Annotated in this window: 12 protein-coding genes; 2 read left to right on the plus strand and 10 right to left on the minus strand. The window is 66.0% G+C overall.

Annotated elements, in window-relative coordinates:
* Positions 1-28: 28 nt before the first annotated feature.
* From AAGA68_21275 to AAGA68_21295, 5 genes are all read right to left on the minus strand, one after another.
* Positions 29-550, minus strand: a complete 522-nt coding sequence (locus AAGA68_21275) for a peptidylprolyl isomerase (protein MEM9387599.1) — start codon at positions 548-550, stop codon at positions 29-31.
* Between the two features lie 145 nt (positions 551-695).
* The gene (locus AAGA68_21280; GenBank protein ID MEM9387600.1) at positions 696-875 is read right to left on the minus strand and encodes a hypothetical protein; all 180 of its coding nucleotides are present in this window, start codon (positions 873-875) and stop codon (positions 696-698) included.
* A 138-nt stretch (positions 876-1,013) separates the two neighbouring features.
* Positions 1,014-1,148, minus strand: a complete 135-nt coding sequence (locus AAGA68_21285) for a hypothetical protein (GenBank protein MEM9387601.1) — start codon at positions 1,146-1,148, stop codon at positions 1,014-1,016.
* Between the two features lie 65 nt (positions 1,149-1,213).
* Entirely contained in the window at positions 1,214-2,170 is a 957-nt protein-coding gene (locus tag AAGA68_21290; GenBank protein MEM9387602.1) for a DMT family transporter, read from the minus strand.
* On the minus strand, positions 2,167-2,850 hold the full coding sequence (locus AAGA68_21295) for an isochorismatase family cysteine hydrolase (protein MEM9387603.1): 684 nt from the start codon (positions 2,848-2,850) through the stop codon (positions 2,167-2,169). Before AAGA68_21295 ends, AAGA68_21290 begins: the two co-directional genes overlap by 4 nt.
* 115 nt (positions 2,851-2,965) lie before the next feature.
* Here AAGA68_21295 and AAGA68_21300 point away from each other — a divergent pair, with 115 nt between their 5' ends.
* The gene (locus AAGA68_21300) at positions 2,966-3,871 is read left to right on the plus strand and encodes a TauD/TfdA family dioxygenase (protein MEM9387604.1); all 906 of its coding nucleotides are present in this window, start codon (positions 2,966-2,968) and stop codon (positions 3,869-3,871) included.
* Here the strand turns inward: AAGA68_21300 and AAGA68_21305 are convergent.
* The 3 genes from AAGA68_21305 to AAGA68_21315 form a co-directional block, all read right to left on the minus strand.
* Positions 3,847-6,567, minus strand: a complete 2,721-nt coding sequence (locus tag AAGA68_21305) for a M1 family aminopeptidase (GenBank protein ID MEM9387605.1) — start codon at positions 6,565-6,567, stop codon at positions 3,847-3,849. The genes AAGA68_21300 and AAGA68_21305 overlap by 25 nt on opposite strands.
* 149 nt (positions 6,568-6,716) lie before the next feature.
* Positions 6,717-8,330, minus strand: coding sequence for a 4-hydroxyphenylacetate 3-hydroxylase N-terminal domain-containing protein (locus AAGA68_21310; protein MEM9387606.1), 1,614 nt, complete (start codon positions 8,328-8,330; stop codon positions 6,717-6,719).
* Positions 8,323-9,747, minus strand: a complete 1,425-nt coding sequence (locus tag AAGA68_21315) for an MmgE/PrpD family protein (protein ID MEM9387607.1) — start codon at positions 9,745-9,747, stop codon at positions 8,323-8,325. The genes AAGA68_21310 and AAGA68_21315 overlap by 8 nt, the downstream gene beginning before the upstream one ends.
* Before the next feature lie 140 nt (positions 9,748-9,887).
* Between AAGA68_21315 and AAGA68_21320 the strand changes: the two genes are divergently transcribed.
* Positions 9,888-11,078: a CoA transferase gene (locus AAGA68_21320; GenBank protein MEM9387608.1), complete on the plus strand. Its 1,191-nt coding sequence runs from the start codon at positions 9,888-9,890 to the stop codon at positions 11,076-11,078.
* 19 nt (positions 11,079-11,097) lie between these two features.
* Here the strand turns inward: AAGA68_21320 and AAGA68_21325 are convergent, their stop codons facing one another.
* Both AAGA68_21325 and AAGA68_21330 read right to left on the minus strand, forming a co-directional pair.
* A complete protein-coding gene (locus AAGA68_21325; protein ID MEM9387609.1) occupies positions 11,098-11,970 on the minus strand; it encodes a CoA ester lyase in 873 nt (290 codons plus the stop codon).
* The gene (locus tag AAGA68_21330) at positions 11,967-12,746 is read right to left on the minus strand and encodes a GntR family transcriptional regulator (protein ID MEM9387610.1); all 780 of its coding nucleotides are present in this window, start codon (positions 12,744-12,746) and stop codon (positions 11,967-11,969) included. The genes AAGA68_21325 and AAGA68_21330 overlap by 4 nt, the downstream gene beginning before the upstream one ends.
* Between the last annotated feature and the right edge of the window lie 6 nt (positions 12,747-12,752).

A 12,752-nucleotide genomic window follows, 5' to 3' on the forward strand; every position in this document is an offset into this window, starting at 1 on the left:
CCACGGGCCCAAGCGAAATACGCCCGTGCTAGTCCCCATCCTCGATGGTCACGCTGTTCATGCGCAGTGCCTTGTCCGGCTTGCCGCTGCTGCTGCCGTGGCCTTCGATCGCCTTCACCACGTCCATTCCCTCCGTGACCTTGCCGAACACGGGATGCTTCGATTCGGTCTGCGCGTCCCACCAATCGAGGAAGGTGTTGGCGGAGGTGTTGATGAAGAACTGAGAGCCACCGCTGTTCGGTTGGCCCGTGTTGGCCATGCTGAGCGTGCCGGGTTCGTTGGAGAATTTCGCATCCTCGAGGAACTCATCCTCGATACGCCCATGGGGCGGACCGCCGGTGCCTGCGCGCGGCGAGTTCGGATCCTTCGAGTGGGGGCAGCCGAACTGCAGCATGAAGCGCGGGATCACGCGGTGGAAATGCAGGCCATCGTAAAAACCGCTGTTGGCGAGATCGACGAAGTTCTGCCCGGTGATCGGCATCTCCTTGACGTAGATCTCGGCTTTGAAGGTGCCTTCGCTCGTGTCGAAGACGGCAACTGGGTTGCTCATGCGCTACTCCGTTGATGGGGCGTCACTGCCGGCCAGGATTGTAGCGAAAAGCCCGGCCGTCTACTGGTAGGGCTGCACCGGCACCTCGCACGCGGCGGGCTGTGCCGCCCCGTTGAGCTCAGTGGCGAAGCTGATCGACGATCGATCAGTAGCACAGTGTCGCCTCGATTTGCCCCACGGTGGAGAAGACACGCCGAGTCTGCTCCGTCCATCTGGGCCCGAACGCGATCGTCGTCTCACCGGGCGCGATCATCGCGTTGGAAATGCGGTCCGTGCTGATCACGTCGTAGGCGATCGCGCTATCCGCGCCAGCAACGGCAGCCACGAGGGGGCCGGCGCATCCGCCACGGGCTGGCCCACCACAAGTAGGTTCATGCCCCTCGCGCGCGCAGCCCGCACCCTTGTTGATGAGCTTGATGGCAAACCCATCTCAGCTAAGGAACATGCCGAACTCCACGTCGGGCTAGACCTCGGCGCGCTGCACGCTCGCCTCGTAGCGCGCCACGAACAAGGCGCCGATCGAGACCAGCAATGCCGGCGCTGACATGACGATCGCCGTATCCGCGCGCGCCGCCGTCCGGTCTAAGCTCTCACTCATCTGCGCCTCTATCCGCAACACCCATCGCGAGTCACCGCCGCAGCTGCCACGGCCCGCTTCGCGCCTCACCTCGCGCTCGGCACACCCTCGTGCTTCACCGCTGCACGCGACTCCAGCAGCAAAATCCCGGCGACGATCAACGCGCTGCCCACGACCTGCCCAAGCGTAAGGCGTTCGCCGAGCAGCAGGTAGGCTGCGAACACGGTCGATGCGGGCCCGATAGCGCTGATGAGGCTGCCGCGCGCGGCTCCTACGCGGGCGATCCCCACACCCATCAGAAACAAGGGCAGCACGGTCACCGCCAGCACCATGAACATCATCAGGCTCCAGAACTCGCCCGGTAGCGCCGCGAGATCCCCCAGCTCGCGCGTGACTAGCAGGTGCAATCCCATGCCGATGCCCGCCGCGGTCATCGCGTACACAGTGAAGGTTTGACTGCCGATCCGCTGACTAACGTTGGCGTTGACCAGGTAGTAGGCAGCGACGCCGGCGGCGGACAGCAGAGTCAAGCTCGCTCCGAGGGCGTTTGCTCGCAAGAGCGAGGCGTCGAGCCCGCCGACCGCCAGCACCACACCGCCGTAGGTCACCACCATAGCCACCAGCACCCGAAGGCGAGGCCAGCGGCGCTCGATGATCGCCAGCGCCGTCACCACCAGCAGCGGGTAGGTGAACAGCAACATCCGCTCCAGCGCCGCATCGATCATGGTGAGCGCGTAGAAGTTGATCATGGCGCCTGCGTAGTAGCTCAGAAGTCCGACGCCGGCGACGGGCAGGAGGGTCGTCGGCGGGACGGCGAACAGGCGCTTCGGCCCCACTCGAAACAAGGCCCAGGCCCAAAAGCCAGGCACCGCGAGCACCGAGCGCACGGCCGCGACGGTGACCGGGTCACCGCCTTGGGCGTACATCAGCTTGGCGACGATGCCCTTGAAGGAGAGCAACACGGCACCGGCGATGACGAATGCCACTCCGGCTATCAAGCCTCCGGTCTGTTCGGGATTCGCATCTTCCGACCGGTGGCTCAAGAAGACGCCGCGCGGCCGGTGATCTCCGCAATCACCTCGTCGGTCGTCGCCACACGCCCCCACAGGCGGCGGAAGCTCGTGAGCGTCGCCTCCTGCATGGCATCGCTGCAGGTGCCTGTGGCGTCACTCACAAGCGCCGCCCCGTACTGACGATCGGCCGCCTCCATCGCCGTCATGCCCACGCAGTTGTTGGTGGAGACGCCGGTCACGACGATCTCCTCGATGCCGCGTGCGCGCAGAACGCTGTCGATCGCCGTGGAGCCGAAGGCGCCGATCGTGGTCTTGTTCAGCACCACATCGCCCGGCTGCGGGGCGAGCGCGGGCACGATCTCATGTTCGGGACGGCCGACATGATTGCGCGTCGCCTCGAACCACTTGCGCAGATGCGCGGGCGCGTCGCTGTAGTCAGGCAGGGTCGGTCCGAGCGTGATGTAGACGATCAGCGCGTCGACGGATCGAAAGCAGGTGAGCAAGCGCTGCGTGTTCGGCACGATCAGCTGATCGATGCGGTCGAAGCGGTAGGCGGCAGAATCGAGCGTGCCGCGCTCCGCCAGCAGACGACCCAAGCCGTGTTCTCGACTGCCGCTCGCGTGCTGCATATCCACGACCACTAGGGCCGTGGAGTCAGGAGTAAAGCTAATGTCTCGAGTGAATTCATCGACGTAAGTAGGCTGGATCATTATGATTTCTCAGTTACCTCGAAGCATTCTAGTTACGGAGACTGCTTGACCGAACGCACTGCTGAGCCGAGAATCTCAAATGTCCGGACATATGCCAAGTAAGAGGCCGCTGCCCGTGAGCTCAGCATCTAACACGCCTGGTGGTGGCCCGCCGACCCTGCTCGACGTGACCTCACTCAAGGCCGGCTTCGGCGCCCGTGTGTCCGGCCTACAGATCAGCGCCGCCCCCAGTGCAGTGGACGTGACCGCAGTGCGTGAGCTCTGGCATCGCCACAAGCTACTCGTACTGCCTGCTCAGCAGGTCGAGGAGCCCGACTTAGTTGGCTTTAGCGCCGCCCTCGGCAAGCTCGAGATCCATGTGCGTGCTGAGTACCTATCGCCGCAACACCCGGAACTCCTCTACGTCTCGAACATGCGCCGCGAGGGACGCACCATCGGCATTCTCGCGGACCGAGAAGTGGGTTGGCATTACGATCAGATCTACCTGCCCAAGCCCGCCGTGGGCTCCCTGCTGTGTGCGGTCACCCTACCCGAGGCTGGTGGCGACACCTACTTCGCTGACATGGTAAGCGCCTACGCCGCCCTACCGGCGCGGACCCGCGAGCGCCTAGCAGGCGCGGAGGCGATCCAGTCCTACGCCGCGTTCAACGCCATGTACTCCGTACCGACCACCCCCGAGCAGGCCGCGCGCACGCCGGACTTGCGCCAGCCCGTCGTTCGCACCCATCCGTACACCGGTGAACAAGCGCTATACCTGTGCCCCGGGATGACCACGCGCATCACCGGCATGGCCCAACACGAGAGCGATGCGCTGCTGCAGGAGCTCTTCGACTGGAGCGTGCAAGAGCGCTTCGTCTACCGCCATCGGTGGGAGAAGGGTGACTGCGTGCTGTGGGATAACGCGGCGACGATGCACCGCCGCGATCCCTTCAGTGGCGGCGAGCGTCTGATGAAGCGCACCACGATCCTGCCCGACGACGATCGCGCCCGCCCCTTCTACCGCGCTGAATCCTCCACGTAGCGCAGGGCGCCCGCCAACCTCGCCCCCTGGCTCTGCGCCAACGCGGCACACAACCCAATTTGCTCCATCGCCTGGCGTAGCGGTCGGCGATGACCTGGCACCTCGGCTCCCTTCTCGGCGAACAACATCGACAGCTGCCGTGCTCGCTCAGCGCTGCAAAAATCCGCGGCAGGCTGCGGCGAGCGCCGCCGATACTGGGCTGGGATCACGGCCATTAGCTGCGTGAAATGCGCGCGATACCAGTCCCAGGCCTGCGCACGAGTGGACGGACCCTCGAACAGGGCGTTGACCAAGGCCCAGTTCTCGCGCGTACCGAACTCACCTGCCAGAACCCTCGCCTGTGCATCGGCCCGCAGGGTGGGCGATTGACTGCGCCCAAGCACCTTGACGGCAGCAGCTTCGAAGCGCGGGTCGTCAAGCTCGTCCCGGCGCATGAGCATGCGCTCGATGAAGGGCGCGCCGAGCTCCTGCACCCCCACCGTGAGCGCCGTGTCGTAGCGATCCGCATCCAGCGCACTCGCATCGGGATCTCCCCCGAGGCCGACGAAGTCCGCGGCATCGCGCGCCAACTGGCGACGCAAGGCGGGGTCGCGCGCATCGAGGGCCAAGAAGCGCGCCAGTGCCGTGCGCAGCAACTGGTCCTCCTCCGTTCGCGCCCACGCGAGCGCGGCGAGGCGCGGGCGGTAATGCTCGCCGGCCCAGCGCAGCAACGTCTGTCCCGCCGTCTCATCGAGCACCGTGGCTGCGTAGCGGCGCAGCCGCGCCATCGGCGCAGTCACCACCAGGCGATGCTCCGCCGCTGCCGCCGCCTCCACCACATGGAGCAGCGTACTCGCCGGCAGGGTGCCCGCCTCGAAGGCTGCCATCGCGCTGTCGATCACCGTGAGGGCCTCCGTCGCCTCGATTTCCGCCAGCGCGGCCAGCAACGCCTGCCAGCCTTTCGCGGACAGCGAATAGCGATAATAGCCAGCACCATCGGCGTTTGGGTGAAGCCAGGCGGGGCAGTGGCCGGCAGGAGCGTTCAGTGCGAGTTCGCTGCTCGCATCGCGCAGCAAGATGCAGGCCCGTCCTCGGTCCCCGGTCTCAGGGCCAGCGAATGCCACGCAAACGGGGATCACCCAGCGCTGCACGGCTGCCGCCTCCTCGGCGGGTGACCCGACCGGCAAGTAGCGTCGCTGCGCGAGCCGCACGCGTGGCGGCGCGTCGGGCGCACACTGCAAGGCAGCGGACACCTCTGGCACGCCCGGTTGCTCTACGAAGCTTTGGAACGACTCAGTCAAGGCAGGCTCGCCCGAGGCCTCGCCGATCGCCTCGAAGAAATCCGCCGAATCCGCCGTGCCGTCTGCGTAGCGAGCGACGTAGCGCCCGAGGGCCGGCCGGAAGGCCTCCGCGCCGAAGTAGGCATCCGCCATCGCGATCAGCGCTGCCCCCTTGCTGTAGGGGATCGAGGTGTAGGCGTTGCGAATGTCCTCGTTGAGGGCAATCGGCTCACGCACGCGACGCACGCTTGCCAGGGAGTCTTTCGCCATCGCGTCCACGGTGCGAGCCCGGGCCGTCATGTCATGGCCGGCCTGCGGCTCCCACTGGGTCAACACGAAGGGAGTGGCCCACGTCGCAAACCCCTCCTTCAGCCACAGATCGTCCCACCAGGGCGGTGTGACCACATTACCGAACCACATATGCGCGATCTCGTGGGCGTGGACGGAGATCAGGGCCCGGCGCACGGCGGGCGGCGGCGTGCCGTCGATCAGAATGCGCTGCTCGCGATAGCTGATGGCGGCGGCCAGCTCCGTGGCGCCGCTCGGCCACTGGGGCGCTGCGACGATATCGAGCTTGGCGTAGGGATAGGGCTGACGCAGGGATTGCTCAAAGATCTCGACGAAGCGTGGCGTGATGTCGAGCACGTACGCCAAGGCATCACCACGCCCCTTGCGGGCGATGCCTCGCAGGGGCAAGGGAGTCTTGCGTACATCATTCGGCGGTATCGCGGGTCGCTCCACCACGTCGAAGGGCCCCACCGCCAAAGACAAAAGATAGGTGGACAGGGGGCGTGTGGTAGCAAAAGTCACCCGCTGCATGCCGTCGCCCGCCGGCTCCCGCCTCACCTCCGGGCCATTTGAGATAGCCGCGTAGCCCTCGGGAATGGTGAGCGAGATATCGAAGGGCGCCTTGAAGCCAGGCTCGTCGAAGCCCGGCAGGTACTTGCGGGCTTGGATGGACTCGGACTTCGCCAGCGCGTAGAACTCGCCCTGCTCCTGCACAGCGAACAGCCCTGCTAGGTTACGGTCGAAGAGCGCATCGTACTCTAGGGTGAGCGTCACTACTCCCGGCCCCACAGGCCCACCGTCGATATCCACGCGGGCCACACCGGAGGGCAGGACGTCGCGCCACTGGGCATCCCTACGCGAGCGGCCTTGAATGATCTCTGCGCGTGCGATCTGCACCCCATCGCCATGCAACCACAGGTGGGAGACGGCCTCGTCCAAGCGAAGACGAATCGACACTCGACCGCCGAAGCGCTCGTGGCGTGGATCGATTTCCAACTCGAGCGTGTAGTGCAGGGGCTGCACTTGCGGAGGCAAGCGCCCGCGCGGCGCGGCATCCGGGTACGCTGCATATGCGATACCCGTCACGGCAACGCTGAGCAAGACGCTGAGTATGAGCAAGGGCAGGCACGCGAGGTGTCTAGCGGGCATAGGTAAGGTCTCGGCGTTCGGAAGCAGCGCCGATGATGTCGCGCCTGGGCGGTGAGCGCCAGCACACTGTGGCGGGCGGGATTGGCGCAGGAGGCCCGCGAGTCTCGGGCAGGGCTTCGAAGGCCGGGCGCAGCGTGATCGCGATGAACTCAGCCGGTGCGGTCTCCCTCGGTCGCCTGCGCACCAGTCGCGCCATCAGGGCCCTCACACCCGACGGCGCAGCATTTGCCGAGCTGGCGTCGCCGCGGCGGCGCCCCGCTCTGTCCCGTGCTCGCCACCCCGCGATCGAGCAATCGCTCCACCAGCGCTCGCCGCTCTGGTAGAGGGTAATTGCGGTGGATCTCCCGCTTCATCGCCTGGGGGGATCCGCCGCCATGCAGCGAGATTACCGAATACCACCCGGCAGTATTCGAGGCCGTCAGGTCTTCCATCAGGCGCGCCACTTCCATGCGCTGGGCGTAGGGCACGTCCGCACGCGCGGTCAGTAGCTCGCTGAGCTTTGCGGCGGTGGCAGGGTTGTGGTCCTCATCGGGCCCGGGAAGAGCAACCACCAACCCGCCGGAGACCTCGTGGGCTAGGCGATGCATATCGTAAATCTGATTGGCGAGCAGGAGCTTGCCTATGTTGGCGAAGACCGGTTCGGGCTGCACGTTGCCGGCGGGGTCTACCAGGGCGTAGGTCGAGGCCGCTACGCCGCAGGCGAAGAACCCTTCCACAATCGTGATCAGCTCCACCAGGTCCTCACGGATATGCTGCACGCGATTGGGGTCGAGGCCGTTCGCCTCGGCCATCAGCAAGCCTGCGCCGATCAGCAAATCGCCAAAGCCAGCGCGGGCGCCTATGCAGCTGTGGCGGTGGTGGGCGGCGTAGCTCGTTACTAGCAGCTCTGAGTGCATCCACTCACCGGCCATGAACACACGCTCGTGCGGCACGAAGACGTCTTCGAAGATACACACGCCCGTCGACTGGCCGTAGCGAGCACTGAACTTCGCGGCCGGCTCGCCGGGCCGGCCGGCGGGGCGGGTGACGATGGTCAGGCCCGGCGCGTCGATGGGCACCGCGCAGCACACGGCGTAGTCCGCATCCGCCTCGCCCATGGTGCGACAGGGCATCACCAACAGTTCGTGCATATAGGGCGCGCCAGTGACGATAGCTTTGACGCCCCGAATGACGATGCCGTCGGCGCGCCTTGCCACCACGCGCACGTAACTGTCCGCATTCGGTTGCGCATGGGGATGTAGGCGACGATCGCCCTTGCCGTCGGTCATCGCCACGCCAAGGGTGAGGTCGCGACGCTGGACCTCGTGCAGGTAGGCCAGGAAGCGGTCGGGGCGTTCGTCGGCGCCATCCTCGGCGAGGCGGTGAGACAGCTGGAAGATGGCATTCAGTGCGTCGTGAGTGAGGTAGCGTTGGGCACACCCCGTCTCGCGGCACACGAGCCGGCAGGCCTCGAGCTTCGAGAGCAAGTCATCCTCGTGGCGGTTGATGTGCAGCATGCGGTTCACCTGAAGCCCCGAGGTGGCCTGCTCGGCCACCATCAGCGCCCGCGTGTCCGCTTGCACGGCGAGATCGTAGGTCACTCCCACGGCGGCCACGCCGGGTGCCAAGCGCGGATCGTCGGCCACGGAGGTCACCTGCTCGCCGTTGCAGTACACGCGCGGCGAGTAAGCACGCAAGCTCTCGCGGTAGTCGGCAGCGCTCATCAACACATTGGTCACGGGGAGCACCTCCTCGCGCGCGAAGTGGTCGGGCGACTCACGCATCACCTGCCAGCACCGTGGCCAAGCCTTGAAGATCCGGCTGCTGTTCCAAAGTCAAGAGCACGTCGCGTATGCGCTGCGCGCGCGCGCGATCGGTCGTGCGCTCGGCGTTAGCGAAGAACTTGGCTTCGACATCGGCCTCTGCCATGGGGTTTTCGCGTGCGCCGCGGTTCACGGCCTGGCGCCGGGTGACGCTGCGACCGTCGCTAAAGGTAACGGTGATCTCACCGCTGTAGTGGGTGGGATATGCCGACTCCGGATCGATCTCGTAAGACACTCGATCGATCAGCGCCAACACGTCCCGGTCGCCGCGCGTGGCCTCCTCCAGCTCGCTCAAGGCAAAGCGGCCCCGGAGTAGGGCCACCGCCACGGCGTAGGGCAGGCTGAACTGGGCGTCGTAATCGCTGCTTGGGCGGCGCTTCTTCTCGAAGGGCTCGCACACCACGCCGACTTGCCGTGGGTGCAGGCGCACGGTGACTGCCTCGACCTTCTCCGGCAAGAACCCGGGCGCCTCGCGCAACGCCAAGGCTGCGTCGATGAATGCATGATTGAAGTGGCAGGCAGGATAAGGTTTGAAGGCGACATTCAGGGTCTCCCACGCGTCGCCGAGATCCTCGCCCAAGGCCCCTATATCCAAGCCATGGTCCGGCCCCAGGTGCAGGTTGTATAGCCCGTAACGCCCCTCATAGGCGCGCTTCGGCCCCAGAAAGCCCCCGGCCGCTAGCGCAGTGGCCGTGGTGGCGCTGACGGCGGCCCACCCCGGGTGCATGCGCTTGGTCCAGTCCCCATCATCGAGAAACTCAAGGCTGCCAGACGCCATGCTGAGCACGATGCCCTGAGCGTTCACCAGTTGTTCGAGCGTGAGACCGGCGAGGCGCCCGGCGCAAAGAGTGGCGCCGTAGGCACCGATCATCCCCGTTGGGTGATGGCCGCGATGCTGGAAGCGCCCCTGCGCCACCGCGCCCAGGCGAGCGTCTGCTTCGAGCGCGATGACGTAGGCGGCGAGCGCCTCGTGCCCACTGGCTCCATGAGCAAGCCCGTTGCCCAAGGCCGTGGGCAAGGCGCTTGCCGTTGCGTGCACCACGCTGCCGGCGTGGGTGTCGTCGAAGTCGAGGCCGTGGATGAGGATGCCGTTCAGCAGCATCGCATCGCGCGGCGCCAATCGCAGGGCTTTACCGATCACCGGGGAGTCGCCACCACTCACCAGCGGTGTGAGCCCTGCGATCGCACGGGCTGCGAAGGGAAAGGCGCCAGAGGCGAGCGCGATCCCAACCCCGTCCAACATGCACAGAAGCGCATGTTCGCGAACCTCTCGGGGGATCTCCCCGTGGCGCAGGTCTAGGCTCCAGCGCGCAAGTCGAGTGGCGATGAGCTCGTCGACGCCCGTGATCTCGGGCATCGGAGCGGAAGAAGTGGACACGGGCGGGAGCCTCCAAGGGCGGCGCAAATGCCGCGACGTGCAACCGGACGGGCTAGTATAGGCAAATGTCCGGACATTCACTCCCCTAGCAACGCCACACTTGCCGTGCTGGTTCGCGACCGCCGGCACGGAGGTTGAAGATGAAGCCACTTGCAGGCCTGCGGGTCCTCGACATCGCCACTTACATCGCGGCCCCCTACTGCGCCACCCTATTCGCGGAATTCGGTGCGGATGTCATCAAGGTCGAGATGCCCGGCGGCGAGCCCATGCGGCGCTTCGGCAGCCGAATGGCGTGCGGCGAGACCCTCGTGTGGTTGAGCGAAGCCCGCAACAAGCGCTGCATCACGCTAAACTTGAAGGAATCCCGGGGGCAGGAGCTCTTCCGCCAGCTCGCCGCCCAAGCCGATGTCATTACCGAGAATTTTCGCACCGCCACGCTGGAGCGTTGGGGACTAGGCTACGAGCAGCTCGCAGCAGAAAACCCTGGTTTGATCATGCTGCGCGTCACAGGCTACGGGCAGACAGGCCCCTACGCCCAACGCCCGGGCTTCGGTCGTATCGCGAATGCCTTCGGAGGCATCTCTTACCTCGCCGGCGACCCCGACCGCCCGCCCGCGACCCCCGGATCGGCCACTCTGGCGGACTACATGAGCGGCCTCTACGGCGCCTTCGGCGTCATGCTCGCCCTGCGCGCCCGCGAGCAATCAGGCAAAGGCCAGATCGTGGACATGGCTCTCTACGAGAGTATCTTCCGCATCCTCGACGAGCTTGCCCCGGCGTATGACAAATTCGGTTTCATTCGCCAGCGCATGGGCGCGGCCACGGTGAACGTGGTGCCCCACAGCCACTACCCCACCGCAGACCAACGCTGGGTGGCGATCGCCTGTACCAACGACAAGATCTTCGCGCGCCTCGCGGGCGCCATGGGCTGCCCGGAAGTGGCCGGTGACGGCTGCTACGGCACGATCGAGCAGCGCGAAGCGGCTCGAGCACAGGTGGACGGCTTGGTCGGCGAATGGACCGGCTCGCTCACCAGCGAGGAGGTGATCGCACGCTGCGATGAAGCCTCCGTCCCGTGCGGCCCGGTGGCGGCTATCGATGAGCTCTTCCGCAATCCCCAGGTGGCCGCGCGCGAGAACATCGCACGCGTGGAGGACCCCCGCGTGGGCGACCTCGCGGTGCCGAACGTCGTTCCCAAGCTGATGGAAACCCCAGGTGAAATCACCCATCTCGGCGCTGGTGTGGGGGCACACAATCGCGAGGTGTACGGTGACCTTCTAGGGCTCGACGATGAGGCCCTAACGGCCCTGCGCGAGTCCGGCGTGATCTAAGGGCAACGAACGCCGCCAGTCAGCGCTCTGCGCCGCTGGCGTCGGCCAGAGCCACGATGCGTTTCGCGCGCTCCACGATAGGGTAGTCGATGAAGTAGCCGTCCAGCTGGATCGACGCCGACCCAGCCGCCTCCGCCCGCTCGAAGGCCGCGATCACCGACCGTGCGTGCGCCACTTCGGCCTCCTTCGGCGAGAAGATCTCATTGCACGCGTCCACCTGGCGCGGGTGAATGACCAGCTTGCCCTGAAACCCGTACTCGCGGCCGCGCTGGGCCGATGCCCGCAGGCGCTCATCATCGTTAATGTGGATGACCACCGTATCGATCGGCGGCTCTAGGCCCGCGGCACGGGACACGCGAACGAGGCGCGCGCGCGCGTCGGCCAGCGCCGTCTCGTGCGCGGTCCACTCACAGGCGATGTCATGGTGGTAATCACCGGCACCGAAGGCGAGCCGTCGCACACGTGTGCCCGAGTCGCAGATGGCCTCTAGGTTGGTAATCCCCAGCGCGGTCTCCACGATTGGCATCAAATCGAGGCTGCCGGGGTCCAGGCCGCGCTCCCGCTCGAGTGACTGCATCAGCCAGTCGATCGTGTGCAGCTGCTCCGGTGACTCCACCTTTGGCAACACGAAACCATCGAGCCAGGCACCGAGCGTCTCAAACACATCGCGAAAGCACCATGCCGTGTCGGTGCCGTTGACACGAACGTAGCCGCGGCACGGGCGCGGCGCCTGCAGCGCCGCCACCACGGCGTCGCGAGTGATCGCCTTCTCCGCCGCCGCCACGGCGTCTTCTAGGTCTAGGATGGCGACATCCGCGCCCACCTGAAACACCTTCTCCACCTTACGTGGATGATTGCCTGGAGCGAACATCCAGGTTCTGTTTGCGGTCATCGTTCGCGTCCTTTTGGATCGAGCCAATCGCGGGTCAGGCTCCATCGGTAGGAGAACTGGTCGGCCGGATGGTGGGAGACGGAAATCTCGAAAATTCGCTCGTCGTTGCCTCGGTAGCGACGAACGGCGGTCAGCGCCGGTGTCCCTGCCTCCATCGCTAGCGCCCTGGCGATCGGCGCTTCGAGTAGTTCGGCGGAAATCTCTAGATCCACGTTGGTCACCCGCTCCCCGAACTGCTCCTCGATCAGCGCATACACGGGCTTCGGCTCCCCGATCCAGCTAGCGACCGCCGAGTAGGCCGGCAGCAGGTAGACGTCCGTCCAGCAGATTCGTTGACCGGTCTTGAGCACCTGGCGGACACCCGATAGGCGGGTCCACGCAGAGCCCTGGGGCACGCCGAGTCGCGCCGCGAGCGCCCGATCGACCTTCAGCTCGTGCTCTTGCTCACTGATCCGAAGGCGCGTGCCGCCGGGGTATTGGAACAGCTCTGCCACGCTGCTGACGGACTGCACGAAGGCCTCGACCGGTCGATCGGAGAGCACGGTGGTGCCGGCCCCCTTGCGCCGGCCGATCATGCCTCGCTCTTCCAACACGCGCAGGGCCTCGCGCACCGTGTGCCTGGACACCCCGTAGCGCGCACAAAGATCTAGCTCGCCTGGGAGCAGCGCACCAACGGCGATGGCCCCGGCCGTGATTTCCTCCATCAGCTCGTCAGCGATCTGACGGTAACGCGGCTTGGCGCGGCGACCGCCCTTCGGCTCGATTTGTCCGGACATGGTTTA

It is taken from the genome of Pseudomonadota bacterium, from assembly GCA_039193195.1.
In the GTDB taxonomy this organism is placed as follows: Bacteria; Pseudomonadota; Gammaproteobacteria; order Steroidobacterales; family JBCBZW01; genus JBCBZW01.